This is a genomic window from Cupriavidus sp. FW216-B1 (assembly GCF_058789195.1).
The window spans coordinates 1-16,887 of record NZ_JBYTEL010000016.1; the positions used below are offsets into that span (position 1 = coordinate 1).

Here is a 16,887-nt window from a genome sequence, read left to right on the forward strand (position 1 = left end):
GCGGGAGCGACATAGCCCTCGTAGGCCTGGCGCGTGAAGATACCGGGCACGATCGCCGTGGCGCGCACCAGCCCGCGAGGATCGGCGCCGGCCGTCAGCGAGACCAGGGTCGCGTCCGGATACTTGTTGCCGCCGTTGTTCGCGAAGGCATTGATGATGCCCTGGTAAATGGTGTCCTCGCCGTTGCGCTCCCCGATCACCGCCAGCAGGGTCTGGCGAGCGCCGGCCACGAGTTCCGGGCGGGGTTCGATGCGCCAGTCCGGGTTCGCCTTGAGGTGCTGGGCATAGAACCTGAGCAGGCGTTCGGCGAGGTCCTGCCGCTCGCCCGGCGTGATGCGGGCATCGGTAGACCAGTGTCGTACCAGTTGCGGGGCCAGGAAGGCCGGGTCAGCACGCTCGGGGGCGGCCAGCATCAGGTAGGTCTTGAGGCCTTCGTGACCGCCCAGCGCCCAGCGGCTGGTCTGCTCGTCCAGCATGTCGGTGCGCATCTGCGCGAGGTCCACCAGCGACGCCTCGAGGTCCTGTTGGACCGGCGTTGCCAGCAATCGGCGACTGGCCTGCGCGTAGGGCTGCCACAGGGCGTCAAGCACGGCTGGGTCGCGGTTCAGGCCAAAGCGGGTCGCGAGCGGTGCGTGATGCTGGGTACGGTATTCGTAGCGCTCGATCTGCTGCTGCAGGGCAAGCAGTGCGCGCAGGCGTTCGGCGGCATTCGGGGCCGATTGGATGCCGGTCACGGCCTGCCCGGCAACGTGCATGTCACGGCCATTCAGTACGCCAGACACTAGCATGCCGGCGCTCCACAGGCCGATGGCCGTCAACGCCAGAGTGGAGCACACCGTGACCGGATGCCAGCCGATCCGGCGGCCTGGTTGGCGGCGGGCGGCTTCGCCCAGGTACTGCCAGAGGGGCAAGTCGGTACCAGGCTCGTCGTCCGCATCGGCAGCAGAGCCCGGATATGGGGCGAACACAATGCCGCTGAGCGGGAGGCGTCGGCGTTGACTGCTCACCAATCCACCGATCCAGTCGGCGAGCACCGGGCCGCGCGTGTCGAGCCGCTGGGAGAGGGCTCCCATATAGCGGTCACGCCCATTCTGGATCAACTGCGCGACGCTGCGATTCGCCAATTGGTCACGCAGGGTCTGCAGCGCGGTGCCGATGGCGGTGGCGTCCGCTTGCCGCGGCAACTCGCAGCCGATCACAGGTGTATCGCCGTTGGCGGTCACGTCTGCCTGGGCGACATCGAGCAGGTAGATCGGTGCAGACCAGTGCAATACCTCGGCGATGCGAGCCAGGCGGAGCCCACAGGGCAGGGTACTCCCGCGTGGCTTGGGCAATTGGGCCTCGCCGTCGGTCACGAGGACCACGGCATCGACCGGCCGGCGCCGGCGCAGCTTATAGATCTGCTTGAGCCATGCGGCGTCCGGCTGGCCGCCCTCGCCGCCCTTGCTCCATAGCAGCACCGCGTCAGGGGTGATCAGCCAACCTGGCTCGGCAAGATCAGGAAGGAATTTGGCGATGGCATGGTCATCGCCGGTTAGAAGTAGCCAAGGTTGGCGATAGTGCCAGCGAAGACCATATTGCTGCCTCCCTGTCTGACGAAATCGCACCAAAGGGTCCAATGTCACATTCGTTCGACCATCGACGGTAACAATGCTCGCTTGCGTTGTACCAACCATCTCCGACGTTCGGGATCCCAGCCACCTTCTCAGCCCATTCAGTGCGTCCCACCAACGGCTCACGCGATCAAGCGATGCGAGAATGGCTAGCACGAGCGTGCCAACAGCCACCGCCGATAGCCAATAGCTTCGCGCTTCAGGCGTCTTGATGCCTATGGACTCACCCCATAGCCAGACGGCACCGGCAATCAACAGGGCAAGAACGAGTATCGAGACCAGGTCGATCCGCAGCTTCTTCATTGTTTGGTGAATATCCTCATGCTCGCGTATCGAGCCTATCTGGAAAGGTCGACGTGAACGTCACCTGTCCTGTGAACCTAGACATCCATATACGATGAGCGCTGTGACGGCATCAGCCGCGGACTCGGCTCACAGCCACAGACACAAAGGTCATCGCTCAAAGCCGCTTGTCGCGCGTCAGGCCCCGTCATCACCAATCGCGGACCAACGCAAACGATCCGCCCCATCGTCTTGCAGACTGGACACCACACCAGATCATTCTCATAGGCCTGCTCACGGCCGCCCAGCATGTCGCCACCGTCACCGCCCACAACGACTCCACCCAGCGTGGTGAAATCCCCTTTCGTGATGTCGTAACGTCTCACCAAAATCCGCTCCCTATGCATCGTCCTCCGAAACGCTGAAGCGCCAACGAACCAACCGCCTTGGCAGCTTGACCATGGATCACGGCCAAGCCGCTATCTAGACTGGCCCCGTTTCGAGCGATTGCCGTCGAATCACCGCGACATCCACACCGTCCGACTCGCCGACAAATACAAGCTGGTTTGGAGCGCCGCCGGACAGCGTTCCCGCCGAACACGCGATTGCGAGCCAAGCTGCTGCTGTCCCGGCATGTCCTACGGTCTGATCGAGATCTATGGGCTGTGCGCCGAGTCCCATCTTCATGGCCTCGCTGTGCAGAGCGCCAGCCTTTGCCGCGTCGAGACCGGTCCGCCAGACACCCTTGATGCCCGCAGCCGTGATATCGCCCCATTTAAGAGCATGTGACAAGACGTCGTTCGACTGTTCAAAAGGGCCGTGTACTGGACGATGGAGGTTTGCTTGACGCATCACGGCCAACCTGCTTGCTGGTTCGTCTGGCATGAGCAGGATCGCCACGCCCGCCTCGGCCGCGCCAGAGGGCGGCGTGGCGCTCAGCACCGGATGCAGTTGAATGGCTACGATCAGCCTCGCGTGGCGTTCACCCTGGCCAGCAATCTCGTCGAGCCAGTCATCGAGAACACGAAGACTGGTTGGCTCAGTCTCTTCAACAATCTCCATGGCTCGAAACCGACGTTCTTGCCAGGCTTTCCGCCAGAGCGCCACATAGTCCTGCCTTCGCAATCCACCCGAGACCCAAAGACAAATGCCCAGACCAGTTTGCAGAGGTAACGCTCGAATTTGTACTGAAAGCTCGTCAAGCAGCTCTGAATACAGCCATCGCGTCACCTCGCAATGGCGCACCTCGTCTCTCTCTTTTCCACCGGGCACAGGCTGTACGCCAGGCACATCCAACCAGCGAGCCCTCACTGGATCGCCTTCGTTGGCGATGGGCTCCTGAGTAGTGATCCTGACCGTACCAGCCTGTATGCCGGCCAGTGCGTTCTCATTCCGATCCGACGAGATCCGATGAGCCGCACCGAGCACCGCCAGCGGACGCGCCGCCACGGCAAAGACGTGCGCGTTGTACCTGCGAATCGCTTCGTTGCGCATCAAAACGTCGAGCTTGCGGCCCTCATGATGACCATACCGGCGCAGCACTATCCAGGCAGGCAGCCCCAAGGGGAAAAGGGCCAGGGTTAGCCAGAATCTCCATGTGTGCGTCGGCAAATGCTTCGGCCATAACAGGAGAACCGCCAATGCGCCTCCCAGTGCCATGGCAAGGAACGCGATCGCCCATACCACTCGCGACGGCCGCGTGGTCATCTCGGGCTCTTCTGTCGGCAGCAGCGAGAAATCAACAGCCATGTTCTGCTCCGGTCATTCCGTGCCAAACAAGACGAGGGGATGTGCCGCAAGCGCATGCGCGCGGTGACACCTGTCTGCGGCAGCATCGCGGGATTCGTAGCGCTTCTGGTGAACTGAAGGGAAAACCTCTTCGCACAAATAGCGCATGGCTTCCCCTACCGAAAAGTTGGAGGGCGAAGCAAGCGAATACCTCGAAGCCAGCATCGACACCGGTGCGGCTGTCATTGCCAGGAGCATGCGGCGGCGAGAGAACTTGCTCATACGGCCCCCGGGCGCAAACGCAGTGAATCCACCACGGCATCCCACAATTCCAGTGCTTCCTCGTCGCTGGCGAACGATTCCTTGTTGGTGAGGTAAGCGCTCTCGCCGACCTGTAGCGACACATTCAGGTTGGGCTCGGCCAGGGAGTCCGCTTTTCCCGGCGCCTCCCATTTGAAACCATGGGTTCGTTTCCCATCCTGTGTGCCGGCCACCAGGATCTCATCGGCCTCGATGGGGCCAACCGGACGCGCACGGTTGCGCAATTGGGTGACACCGGCTACGGTGCCCAGCAGTCCAGCTAGGATGCCGCCGGCACGCTTGCGCAGGCCGGGTTCCACGCTGCGTTGCACATATGAAGTAACCGTCAACGATACATCGGGCTTGCCGGCCAAGCGAATGATCATTGCCCAGCTTTCTAAGTTCAGATCATTGTCTATCAAGATCGCATCGCTTGCCGCATAACCAATGCCAGTTGGAATTTCCCCTGTTGGAATCTCCTGCCATTCTCGGGATAGTTCATCTCGAACGGACAAAGCCGATTCTCGACGACTTGGCGATACGCTCCCCGAGTAAGCCAAGGTTCTGGTTCCGGCCAAGAAATAGGTGTCAAAGCGATACAATATGTCACTCGTTGTCTTGTTCCACGAAATCAATGTGACTGAGCCATTAGCATGCGGTACCCGTTCGATAAACATGCTGCCATGTTTATCGTGCTTTGCTGCTCGCAATGCCTGTTCCCGTCGAGCAATCAGATTGTCAAAATCCCTCCGGGTCTGAATTTCTCGTAATGGTTCAATTCTCACCTCGTTGTACTTATAGCTCTCGACAGTTCGCACATCCGCTGGTAATTCGACCAGATGTCGACCAATCGCACGAGTTTTCCATCCTTCCTTCATGCTGACTCCCTTCTTTGTGCCATTGCATCTGTCAGATAATCTTGATGATCCCAAGCGTCATGGCTATCGGCAGAGGCGAGAAATCAATCGTCATGCAGCGCTCGCAGAGGACAAGAGAATGTGTGAAAAAGCCGCGCGTAGTGGCCACTCACCAGCACCTTCGTGGCGCTTCTGGTGAACTGAAGGGAAAACCTCTTCGCACAAATAGCGCATGGCTTCCCCTACCGAAAAGTTGGAGGGCGAAGCAAGCGAATACCTCGAAGCCAGCATCGACACCGGTGCGGCTGTCATTGCCAGGAGCATGCGGCGGCGAGAGAACTTGCTCATACGGCCCCCGGGCGCAAACGCAGTGAATCCACCACGGCATCCCACAATTCCAGTGCTTCCTCGTCGCTGGCGAACGATTCCTTGTTGGTGAGGTAAGCGCTCTCGCCGACCTGCAGCGACACATTCAGGTTGGGCTCGGCCAGGGAGTCCGCTTTTCCCGGCGCCTCCCATTTGAAACCATAGGTTCGTTTCCCATCCTGTGTGCCGGCCACCAGGATCTCATCGGCCTCGATGGGGCCAACCGGACGCGCACGGTTGCGCAATTGGGTGACACCGGCTACGGTGCCCAGCAGTCCAGCCAGGATGCCGCCGGCGCGCTTGCGCAGACCGGGTTCCACGCTGCGTTGCACATATGACGTAACCGTCAACGACACATCGGGCTTGCCGGCCAAGCGAATGATCATTGCCCAGCTTTCGAAGTTCAGATGCTTGTCCACCAAGATCGCATCGCCTGCTGTGTAGCCAATGCCAGTTGGAGTTTCCCCCTCTGCAATCTCATGCCACTTTCGGGATAGATCAGATCGAACGGACAATGCCGATTCGCGGCGGCTTGGCGATACGTCTCCGGAGTACTTCAAGAACACTGATCCCGCAGGGAAATAAGTATCGAAGCAATAGAGAATAGTCGAATCCGGAGCTTCCCACGAAATTAGTGTTACCGAGCCATTGGCATGTGACACGCGTTCGATAAACATGCTGCCATGCTTATCGTGCTTAGCCGCGCGCAATGTCTGCTCTCGCTGAACAATCAGCTCGTCAAAGCCCGCCTGAGTCTGAACATCTGGCAACGGTTCAATCTTCACTTTATTGTACTTATAACTCTCGATCAGCCTTGCATCACCTGGAATGTTTATCAGATGCCGCCCAATAGCACGGATTTTCCATCCTTCTTTCATGCTGACTCCTTCTTGTGCCACTGCGCCTGCTGGGCGATCTTGATGATGGCGAACATCGTGGAATAGAGCGAGCGCAGATGCTTGTCGCCATAGCTCCCCTGATGGTCGTAGCAAAATTTACTATTTCGCTCTCCCCGATTGCCCTGCCCATGCGCAAAGCTCAATGCAATACCGGCCTTCCCAGGCGCCGCGCCAGAGAGGTCCGGCACAGTACCGTCGCCAGGGCAATCTGGGGTACCAATCGTTAGGCTCAGCCCGCTTGACGTCCTCAACTTTCCATTGCCATCGTCGCCAACGATGTTGATATTGCTCGGCTCCTGCGCTCCAATGTCGCCCCCCTCCCAGGCTACCTCTCCCCAAGTGAAGCGGTTCTTGCTCGCCATCACGCCCGTGCCGAACATCCCGCCTTTGTCACTGTCGGCATCGCGCCTCCCTTGGGCGCCGTAGTGAGCAAAGGTGGGCGTCTTGTATAGTTTCTCGATCGCACGGTGGAATACTCGAACGCGCTCAACTGTCCGACTTAATGCATCTCGCGGAGTACTCTCGTCTGGTATGAATTCATCGTCATCTTGCGCGTTGGCCTCCTTTCCCGCCGGATTCATCAACCCCAAATTCGCATCCGGCACCAACCCATACCACGCCGGCGACAGATAGATCTCGCTATAGGGATCGCCATTGATAGGCAGCGGCGTCATGACGTCAGCGCCGATCTTCTTGTCCCGTAACCTGAGCCAGGGCTTGCCATCGTTGTAATCGGCAGTAGGCAACAGCTCCAGCCCCCCTGGTGCTTGCGAAAGGATGGCAACCACATCTGCGGCGTTCCGGCCGAGAAATACCTGTTCCATTCCTTCGAATCCCGCACGCATGCGCTTATACGTGGCCGGTGCCCCCGTAGCCGGCTGCACACCGTGCGAGACACCGAGTACCTTTTCGCACTGGTGGATCTCAGTCAGCGACCGGCTCACCAGTCCACCCATCGAATGCGTGACGACGATGACCTGTTCCGCCATTACGCGACGGTTTCCTCCGTCGAATGCTGCACTGATTGTTTCCTTGTCCATCCGGCGTGTCCTCAGCAACAACCGTCTTGCCTTCGTTGTAATAGGGCAGGATCGTGTTCTCGATCAGGTCCTTGATGGCTGCGCCGGAGTCACGGTTGCTTTGCAACCAGTTATAGCCTCCCGCCCAAACGTCGAACTGGTAGTTGGCCGCATGCAGGATCTCTTTGCGCGTCAATGCCTCACCACCCTCGGCGCCCCAATCGGCAGGCGCATCCTGTCCGAACTCCGCCGCCCAGTTCTTCAGGTCAGCCTCGCAACGCGTGAAGTCATACTCCGCCAGCGAATTCAAGAGGTGCTGCAATTGCCCCATGAACGGATGATAGGACGAACGCATCAACGCGCCCCAGCCCCGCGCCACCAGTACATTCTTCGGCAGCCCGCTCTGCCCGGCATCGATTGGACCGCTGGGATCGATCTCGACAGTCTCCGTGCCCAGATCACCGGCACGCTCTTTTGTATTCTTGAACGCATAGCTGAAGAGTTGCCCGATCGCATCCGCCGCACCTCGCAGGTCTGCATTGGGTGGCCGCCAGACGATGTTCTTCCCTTCCTTCTTTCTGAGATTGGTTCCCATGATGCCGGGCAGGAAAAGGATGGGAATCACGTAGGGCTTGGCAAGGATGATCTTCTCGCGCTGATCCTCTGCCGGCGTCAGGGTTGCTGAACTGTACTGATCGCCATCGTTGTCGACGACGCTATGGTAAAAAACGGGGCTCGATTCGGCCATGGTGTTGTTCGAGTATGCGGTTGGGCGGATCAATCCATCAGTCGGATACGAAGGGGTTCGACAAACAGGCTCTTCTGGAGTGGCGTCTTTCCCGCCGAGTCCGTCATCATCTTGAGCTTGGTGCCATCGCCGCGCAGAACCTCGACGCTCGTATTGGCAAGCGGCTCCCCCGTGGACGGGTTACGAATCACGTAGGCACCATGGAAGTTCGCGTGTTTCCACGTATTCATTTCCTGAGCCAGGGAACTCGGCCCTTGGCGGCTGAATGCAGTCGACTTGATCGTTCGCTCTCCGCGCGTTCCATCCTCGATCCCTGTCGATGTCATACGAAAGTAGGAGCCGCCACATTTGAGCAGCAGCTCATTCTTGGCCTCGATAACGACACGCCCGTTTGCACTGGTGATCGTCATATTCTTGTCTGCCATCAGCCGCATCTCATCGCTCTGTGCCTCGATCTCGACCTTCCCTCTTGAGGCGAACAGTTTGATGCCAAGTTTCTGCGCAAAGATGGATACCAGTTCGCCAGCCGCGACCGTGAAGCGCTTGAGCACACTGAGATCGGCATGGCCGCCCGACGTGGCGATCAGGTTCTCTGCCGCACTCAACTGCAAGTCGGCGCCCGATGCCAGCGCCATGCCCGCTGGTGCGCTGACAAGGATCCCGGCCTTCTTGAGTTCGTTCAGCGTGTCATCGAGCAGTGCCCTTTGCCTGTCACAGGCGGCTGCAACTGCTTGCGCGGCTTTCGCTGCCGATGCCAGCGCTTCGCTTTGCTGGAGCGCTCGCAGTAGCAGTTGCTGTGCGGCCACCATGTCAAGCTGTTCCCCGTCTGCGCCAAGCTGGTCATTCGCCGAAACCAGCAATCCCTTGCCGCCCCGGATCGCCCCCCAGCCCGACGTGCGCAACTCGAAGCCGTCCCCCCGCTTTTTCTTCTGATGATCAACGAGATACCCCAGGTTGAGCTGGGTCTTGCCATACTCGGTGGAGAGCTTGATCCCCTCCTGCCCCTCCCAGTCCTCAAACCGCAGCTTGTTGTTGCTCTGCGTGCGAATCACGTTGCGCGACAGCCAGCGATCCTGATTGGTGATCAGGTCAGGGTGCTGGCTGGTGTGCTGCACGCTGGCGATGTACGGCTTGTTCGGGTTGCCGTCGCGGAACGCCACGTCCACATAGGTGCCGTCGATCAGAGGAAAGTGAAAGCCCGTCTGCCGCGCCCCGGCGAACGGCTTGGCCAGGCGCAGCGGCACGCTCTCGCCGCCATTGGGCCAGGCGTCAAAGTCGAAATCGAAGCGGACGATGTAATGACCATCCTGGGTCAGGTAGGCATACTTGTACTGGCCCGGCGAGGTGATGCGGGCGCTGAGCGTGCCGGAGATGCGCGGCCAGTTGGCTTCGTCCATCGGCAGCCGGAAGCGCCGGTCCGAGGGAATGGCCTTGTAGGTGTTGCGGTAGGCGGCATCACGCGCGCCGGTGTGGACGACCTCGGTAACCACCTGCCCGTTGGGCGCGTCGGGCAACGCCAGGTCCAGTCGCAGGATGCGCGCCGGGCGCAGCGCCAGCACGTTGCTCTCACCCGTGTAGACCAATTGGCGGGCGAACTCGGCCTCGTGGCGCAACTGCGCTTCCCACTTGGCGTCGTCGAAGTCCAGGTGATGCGTGCCATACACGTAGGACTGACCGTAGGTGGTCCTTTCCTTCGCGACATCGGCCTCTCCGGCAGGGCGTTCCCATGCCTTGTCGGGATTGAAGTCCGCGACCCGGAATGATTCGGGAATGGTCCGCGCATGGGTCCTGAGCGAGAACACCGTTTCCTGGCCTGATTCCAGTCCCGCCGTCTCGCGATAGGGCACTCGAAGCTCCGGCTGGTAGAGGTAGTGGTCGATGTCGTCGCCGAACACGATCATCTCGCCGAACTCGCCATGGATGAAATAGCAGTACAGGCCCTCCTGCTCCATCAGCAGCCGGATATAGTCCCAATCTGATATCTGGTACTGCATACGCAACTTGTGCTGCGGGTACTTGCGCCGCGTCTTGAAGGCGAACTGGTGGCCCTTGAGGTCATGGCGGCGCAGGATGGCCTCGATGATCTGGGGCGCGGTCTGCTGCTGGTAGATACGGCTGGCACGTGTGAGCCGCAGCCGCGCGACGAGCGGCTCCACGACGATCTCGTAGCCGCAGAAATCCCGGGTCTGGCGGGTCTTGGAGAAGCGCGTGATGCAGCCGGCAAACTTGCGTGGCTCGCTGCCGTCGGCGGGAGCGATCAGGAAGGTCGCGTCTTTGCCCAGATACCCGGCTCGATCAAGTTCAAGCGGATGCGTCAGTTGGATAGTGACGGCATAGGGCTCGCCCATCCGCTCCACTGCCTCGAACGACACCACCGACAGCGCGGCGGCGCTGGCTGTGCCCGGCACCTCGAGAAAGTATGCCTGCCGCCCGGTGGTCAGCGCGCGGTTGCCGATTGCCTTGAATTCATCGAAACCTTCCGCCATTGTTGTTCACTCCGTTTTTGCCATGCCGTTACGCTCGGTCTTTCGTATCCGGCTGACCCTTTTCTTGTCGCAAATCTTGTTGCAAATGAAAAGTGACTAGATACGTTGTGGTCGTGGCACGTCATCGCTGCACTAGTCATCAAATGACGACACAGCAAGTCAGGCTCGATCATAGAGGTGACGGCGGCGAGGCTTCAATCAGATTAATCCCATTTTCACTGATAAAATTCGTAAACATGAATTAAAGGAAATTTAATTTCCAATGAATGCCAAATACGCAAAGGCATGCGGGCCGAATGCGGACATATTGACGATCCCCGCGCATTGACACTTGTTCGCAATGCGTGGCGCGCGAGCGACGCCGCCGTGCTCTCGGTGGATAGCCGAGCGGCGCGGAGCCAAAACGGCCAGCATGAGGCGGGTCCCGGGATCGACCTGGCACGGCGCGCGGCGCATGCTGCGGGTATGTCATGTATCGCGAGCAGCAGCGGACACCGAGAGTGTGTGACGGATGTTGTTTCCTGATACAGGCTATCTATACGCAGAAAATTCCATTTATTTCGAAGAAATTTCTGATAATAATCAGCCAATCCGGTGGCATGGAACTTATCGCTGGGAGCACCTGCGCGCGCCCCTTTCTGCGCTCCGCAGTCCAGCTCCCTCTTCCAAGCCAGAGCCAGTCAGCAACAATCTGCGCTGGCGCAAGAAAACCCACCTTCCGCTGTCACAACGCGATTCCCCCCGCCGTCTTGTGATCATGCGAGGCGCGCAGGGCGCCCGCGAAACCAGGCAAAGGGAATCCCATGACTACGGCACGTCTCAATTTCTTTCAACTGGCCCCGGCCAACCTGAAGGCAATGATCCATCTCTCGGGCACCGTCAAGCAGAGCTCGCTCGGCCCGCGGCTGGTGGAGTTGGTGCAACTGCGCGTCTCGCAGATCAACGGCTGCGGCGTCTGCATCGACATGCACTGGCGCGACCTCGTCAGGCAGGGGGCCGACGCGCGCCACCTGAATGCCATCGCCGGCTGGCGCGAGGCGCCGTTCTTCGACGCCCGCGAGCGCGCCGCGCTGGCCTGGGCGGAGGCCGTCAACGCGCTGCCGCAGCGCGACGACACCGATGCGGCCTACCCGGCGCTGCGCGAGCAGTTCAGCGAGAACGAGATCGCCGAGCTGTCCTACGCGATTGCCGCCATCCGGGGCTGGAACGTGATGAACCTCAGCCTGCGCAACCAGATCCCCGAGAACCCGCCGCCCGGATTCTGAGCGCGGGCGGCGCGGCCGGGACCGGCAAGACTTTGCCGGCGGCCGCGCCTGGCTCAGGGCACGCCGGGCGCCAGCTTCGTCGCGGCCAGTTCGCGGCCCAGCGCGGCGGCGATGCGCGCGAGCTTGTCCGGGTTGCGCTGCGCGTGGATGCGCACGATGCGCTCGCCGTCGGTCTCGATCGCCTGCGCCGATTCCAGCGCGCCGTCGATAAAGCGCAGCAGGCCCCACTCGCCGTTGAGGGTGACGGCCTCGAAGTGCACCGCGCCCCGGTATCTCAGGCTGGTGGCGAGGTAGAGCTGGGCGATGCGCCGGCCGCCGACGAGCGGCACGCCGAAGCTGGGCACCTTGCCGCCGCCGTCGCCGATCAGTTGTGCGTCCTCGGCCAGCATGGCCTTGAGCGCGCCGAACTCCCCGCGCGAGGCGGCGTCGGCGAACCCCCGCAGCAGGCGCAGCTGGGTCTCGCGCGGGACCACGTAGCGCGGCCGCTCGTCCTGCAGCTGCACCTTCGCGCGGTGGACGATCTGCCGGCACGCGCTCTCGGTCTTGCCGAGCGCGTCGGCCACTTCGCCATAGTCCGCATCGAACACTTCGCGCAGCAGGAACGCCGCGCGCGCCTCGGGCGCGAGGCGCTCGAGCATGGCGAGAAAGGCGACCGACACGTCGTCGGCGCGCTCGACGATCTGCTCCGGCGTGGCCGGCGAATCGGCCATCACCGGCTCCGGCAGCCACGTGCCGACGTAGTGCTCGCGCTGCGCCTTGGCGCTGCGCAGCCGGTCGATGGCCAGGCGCGTGGTGACGGAGACCAGCCAGGCTTCGGCGCTGTCGAGGCGCTCCTTTTCGGTGCCGTGCCAGCGCAGCCACGCATCCTGCACGACTTCCTCGGCCTCGGCGGCGGAACCCAGCATGCGGTAGGCGATGCCCTGCAGGCGGGGGCGCAGGCGGGTAAAGGTGTTGGTGTCTTCGTTCATATCTCCCCCAGACGTTTGACGCCCCCGCGTTGTGACAGGTGACGGCCATGCCGGCCCGGCGGCGCGAACGGCGGGCTCCGGCTGGATTGATACTAGACCGTCCCGCGGCCCGCGGCGGCCCGGCATGCCCAGCCAAGGACAAACCATGCGCTGCCGGTGAAATAGGCGCGGGAGCGCTCCCCGCGGCCGCGCGCCGGCAGCGCGGCACCGGTCCGCCGCCGTCATGTTCCGCGGCTGCTTAAGAATCCGACACATTCGGCCGATAACGACAGTGCACGCAGGCTGCACTGCGGCGTCGCTTCGCCTAGGGGAAGGCCAGCGGCCACAGCGCGGGCCATTTCTCGGCCCAGCAGCATGCGTGGGTGGCGCCCTCCACCAGTTGCACGGGGGGCTGCCGCCCGGCTGGAAAGCGGGCGGCATAGGCGGCCGCCACTTCGCGTGTGACGTTGGTATCGCTGTCGCCCACGAAATGGATCTGCGCGATGTCCTGCAGGCGGCGCCAGTCGTCGGCCGGATCGAGCGAGCCGTCCAGCGGCGGCACGCCGTGCAGCGTGGTCCACGCGCGCGGCGCCAGGTTGCCGGCCACCGTCACCAGCCGCACCACGTCGTGGCGCCGCGCGGCGACCAGGGCCGCCACGGCGGCGCCGCCGGAGTAGCCCACCAGCGCCAGGCGGCGCGCGCCGTAGCGCTGCATGAGCGCGTCGATGGCCTGGCTGGTGGCTTCGACCGCTTCGGCGGAGAAGCGCCGCGAGGTCCAGTCGGGCGTGCCGCAGCCGCGCCGGTCGTCGCCTTCGGCGAACTGGCACGGCCGCGCCAGGTAGACCGCGGTGCCGCGGACGTGGAGCAGGGCGAGTTCGAGCGCCACCGGGCGCAGGGGCGTGGGGTCGTCGGAGGGCTGCGTCGGGCTGAGCCAGGCCAGGCCGTCGCCTTCCAGGTAGACGGCCAGCGTGTCGGCAGGCTCGTCGGCCGCCGTGGCGGGCGGCGCGTAGGCGGTGAGCACGAACGTGCGCGTGGGCAGGCGCAGACGCTGCCAGCCGTGCGCGAGCGCCAGCGTGTCGGCGCCCTGCCGGCGGTCGGCGGGCGAGAAATGGGTACAGGCAGCCAGCAGCGCGGCTGCCAGCAGGATCAGGATCGTTGTCCGCACGGGGAAAACCGGAAGCACCAGAGCGAGAGAGAGCACAGGCAGCACAGACCACCACCAGGGAGGAGATCCACGGCGCCACCAGTGTAGTTTCGAGAGGAAGAAATCAAGACCGGCCCGGCTTCCCCGAATCCCGGGCCGCACAGAACAATAAAAACAAAAAACAAAAAAAGTCGCGAAAACAAAGCAAGCGGCAAGTCTACTGCAGAGGCTTGCCCAACACCGGGTTCTTGCAAGCATGAAACAACAACGCAGTATCGTCCGGCAGGCTCGTTCTGCCCGTCCCGACGCATCGGCGCAATCCGCGCTGCCGCCGTCCCTGCCCCGCGCCATCGCCGGCGCCGTCCTGCTGGCGGCCGGCCCGCTGGCCTCGCTGCCGGCGCTGGCCTTGCCGGCACCGTGCCAGCTGTTCCAGCCCAATACCGTTTCCGGCACGCTCAACCAGACGTGCCAGCTCGGCTCCGCCAGCAGCCTGATCGTGACCTCGCCCGGCGGCCTGATCAGCGTGACCGGTGCCGCCGCGGTATCGGTCAGCGGGCTGCTCTCGCCCGTCACCGCGATCGAGAACCACGGCCGCATCGAGAGCCTCGGCAATCCCGGCCAGCCCTTATTGCCATCGCCGATGAACAATGGCGGCGATGCCATCGCGATCGGCATCACCGGCAACGGCGCCACCGCGCTCACGGTCAACGGCATCCTGAACGGCATCGAGGGCACCATTGCGGCAACCGGCGGCGGCGGCAGCGTGGGCATGCCCCTCATGCCCGACGGCAACGGCGGCGCAGCCACGGCCATCAGCGTGGTGACCGCCAAGGTCACCACCATCGACAACCACGGCACCGTCACGGCCATCGGCGGCATGGCCGGCAGCGGCAGCCCGTCACCGCTGCCGGGCGCCGCGGGCGGCAGCGGCATCGGCATCGACCTGCAATCGGCGAGCGTCGACACGCTGGTCAACAACGGCGCCGGCAGCACGATCAGCGGCACCGGCGGCGCAGGCGGCAGCGGCGCGGCGATGATGGTTCCCGGTGCCGGCGGCCGCGGCATCGGCGTGAACATCACCTCCAGCACGGTCGGCTCCATCCGCAACGACGGCACCATCAGCGCCACCGGCGGCGCGGGCGGCCCCGGCATGCCAGGCCTGCCGGGGATGCCCGGCGGCGGCGCCAGCGCCGGCGCCGCCTACGGCATCAACATCCAGGGCAGCACGGTCGGCGGCATCGCCAACAACGGCACCATCAGCGTATCCTCTCCCGGCGGCCAGGCAGTCGGCATCAACGTGGGCAACAGCACGGTGGACAGCATCACCGTGGCGGGCACCATCAACGCGCCGGTTGCCATCATCATCGACCCCGCCAGCACCGTCACCAACGGCATCAGCGTCACCGGCGCGCTCAACGGCACGGTGGCGCTCAACAACGCCACGCTCAACCTCGACCTGAACAGCGCCGTCGTGACCGGCAGGGTCAGCGGCGGGGCCGGATCGGCGGTCAACGTCAACGGCACCTTCACCTCGGGCAACACCTTCAACGTCGGCACCTTCAACGTGGCCAGCAACGCGGTGTTCAACATGGGCCACGGCGTCACGGTATCGTCCGGCCTGAACAACGCCGGCACGCTGGCGGTGGCCGCGGGCACCACCGCCACCATCACCGGCAACTACACGCAGGCCGCCGGCGGCCTGTTCCAGACCGGCCTGGACAACGACGGCCGCTACGGCAAGCTGGTGGTCACCGGCACCGCCGACCTCTCCGCCAGCAACAGGATCGGCGTGAACGTGAGCGGCGCGCCGTCGCTCGTCGCCGGCACCACGGTGCAGCCCGGCATCATCACCGCCGGCACGCTGGTGGCCGGCCCCGCATTTACCGTGACCGACAACAGCGCGCTGTTCGACTTCATCGCCACGCGCAACGGCAATGCCGTGGACCTGTGCGTGGCGCGCGCGGGCGCCAGCTCCTGCTCCGCCGCCCCGGTCACGCCGGTCACGCCGCCGACGTCGGACCCCGTGCCCGCCGCCCCGGCACCGGCGCCCACGCCGGCGCCCGTCATCACCGTGGTGAGCAGCGTCACCGGCGCGCACAACATGCCGGGCCTGGGCGCGGCGCAGGTGCTCGACGCCCTGATCTCGCAAGGCGCGGCCGCGCCGGCCGGCATGGCCCCGGTGATCACGGCACTCGGCACGCTTGCCACGGAACAGGCCGTCTCCGACGCCGTCAAGCAGACCCTGCCGCTGATGACCGCCGGCATGACGGAGGTGAACACCGCCGCCATGCACGCCACCAACCGCGTGATCCAGTCGCGCCAGGAAGCCAACCGCGGCCTGTCCTCCGGCGACGACTTCGTGGCCGACCGCCAGATCTGGTTCAAGCCCGTGGGCTCGTGGGCCAAGCAGAACGACCGCGACGGCGTGGCCGGCTACAAGGCGAACACCTACGGCATGGTGTTCGGCGCGGACAGCGCCGTCAACGACAAGATCCGTGTCGGCGGCGCCTTCTCGTACATGCACAGCCGCATCGACGGCAACTCGCCGGTGGCCGCGCAGAACGCCAGCGTGGACGGCTACCGCCTGATCGGCTACGGCAGCTACGGCCTCGACGCGCGCACCGACATCAGCGTGCAGGCGGACGTCGGCACCGGCCACAACGAAGGCCGGCGCAACATCAGCTTCGGTGGCCTCGACAGCCGCGCGTCGTCGAGCTACAACAGCTGGAACGCCCACTTCGGCGCCGGCCTGGGCCGCGTCTTCGACCTCGCGCCGAAGACCACCTTCACGCCGTCGGTGCGGGCCGACTACACCTTCATCCAGGATGCGGCCTACACCGAGACCGGCGCCGACGCGCTGAACCTGGCCGTCGGCAGGAACACGGCCCGCGAGCTGATCCTCTCCACCGACGCCCGCCTCAACCAGGGCATCACCGAGCACGCCATGTTCACCGCCAACCTCGGCGTGGGCTACGACGCGCTGGCCCGGCAGTCGGCCATCGCGGCCTCCTACGTCGGCGGCGGCGCGCAGTTCGTCACGCGCGGCCTGTCCCCGGCGCGCTGGCTGATGCGCGGCGGCCTGGGCCTGGTGGTGACCAGCAGCAAGGCAATGGAAGTGACCGTGCGCTACGACGCCGAGGTGCGCGACCACTTCACCAACCAGACCGCGTCGGTGAAGGTGCGCCTGCCGTTCTAAGGCGCCCGCCCTGCCCGCCATCCCTCCCCGGGGCGGC

At 63.6% G+C, this 16,887-nt stretch carries 10 protein-coding genes and 1 pseudogene; 2 read left to right on the forward strand and 9 right to left on the reverse strand.

Annotated features, from left to right (window positions below; genetic code table 11):
• The 7 genes and pseudogenes from AC3WXD_RS25510 to AC3WXD_RS25540 form a co-directional block, all read right to left on the reverse strand.
• Positions 1-1,916, reverse strand: a 1,916-nt coding sequence (locus AC3WXD_RS25510) for an ImcF-related family protein (protein ID WP_492324914.1), incomplete at its 3' end; no start/stop codon positions are given.
• Positions 1,917-1,993: 77 nt separating this feature from the next.
• Positions 1,994-2,281 carry a PAAR domain-containing protein gene (locus tag AC3WXD_RS25515; RefSeq protein WP_081651641.1) on the reverse strand — a complete coding sequence of 96 codons (288 nt, stop codon included), beginning with the start codon at positions 2,279-2,281 and terminating at the stop codon, positions 1,994-1,996.
• Between the two features lie 97 nt (positions 2,282-2,378).
• A complete protein-coding gene (locus tag AC3WXD_RS25520) occupies positions 2,379-3,644 on the reverse strand; it encodes a hypothetical protein (RefSeq protein WP_492324915.1) in 1,266 nt (421 codons plus the stop codon).
• Between the two features lie 257 nt (positions 3,645-3,901).
• Complete coding sequence (locus AC3WXD_RS25525; RefSeq protein ID WP_492324916.1) at positions 3,902-4,801, reverse strand: T6SS immunity protein Tli4 family protein; 900 nt, start codon at positions 4,799-4,801, stop codon at positions 3,902-3,904.
• Between the two features lie 323 nt (positions 4,802-5,124).
• A complete protein-coding gene (locus AC3WXD_RS25530) occupies positions 5,125-6,024 on the reverse strand; it encodes a T6SS immunity protein Tli4 family protein (protein WP_492324917.1) in 900 nt (299 codons plus the stop codon).
• Positions 6,021-7,812, reverse strand: a pseudogene (locus tag AC3WXD_RS25535) (lipase family protein). Before AC3WXD_RS25535 ends, AC3WXD_RS25530 begins: the two are co-directional and overlap by 4 nt.
• 29 nt (positions 7,813-7,841) lie before the next feature.
• Positions 7,842-10,298, reverse strand: a complete 2,457-nt coding sequence (locus AC3WXD_RS25540; protein WP_492324918.1) for a type VI secretion system Vgr family protein — start codon at positions 10,296-10,298, stop codon at positions 7,842-7,844.
• Between the two features lie 803 nt (positions 10,299-11,101).
• On the opposite strand from AC3WXD_RS25540, the gene AC3WXD_RS25545 reads away from it, so the two are divergent.
• Positions 11,102-11,563, forward strand: coding sequence for a carboxymuconolactone decarboxylase family protein (locus AC3WXD_RS25545; RefSeq protein ID WP_020423987.1), 462 nt, complete (start codon positions 11,102-11,104; stop codon positions 11,561-11,563).
• A 53-nt stretch (positions 11,564-11,616) separates the two neighbouring features.
• Here AC3WXD_RS25545 and AC3WXD_RS25550 read toward each other — a convergent pair whose 3' ends face one another.
• Positions 11,617-12,531, reverse strand: coding sequence for an RNA polymerase sigma-70 factor (locus tag AC3WXD_RS25550; protein ID WP_492324919.1), 915 nt, complete (start codon positions 12,529-12,531; stop codon positions 11,617-11,619).
• A gap of 304 nt (positions 12,532-12,835) precedes the next feature.
• Positions 12,836-13,675, reverse strand: a complete 840-nt coding sequence (locus AC3WXD_RS25555) for an alpha/beta fold hydrolase (RefSeq protein WP_492324920.1) — start codon at positions 13,673-13,675, stop codon at positions 12,836-12,838.
• Positions 13,676-13,910: 235 nt separating this feature from the next.
• Between AC3WXD_RS25555 and AC3WXD_RS25560 the strand changes: the two genes are divergently transcribed.
• A complete protein-coding gene (locus AC3WXD_RS25560; RefSeq protein ID WP_492324921.1) occupies positions 13,911-16,850 on the forward strand; it encodes an autotransporter outer membrane beta-barrel domain-containing protein in 2,940 nt (979 codons plus the stop codon).
• Positions 16,851-16,887: the final 37 nt, after the last annotated feature.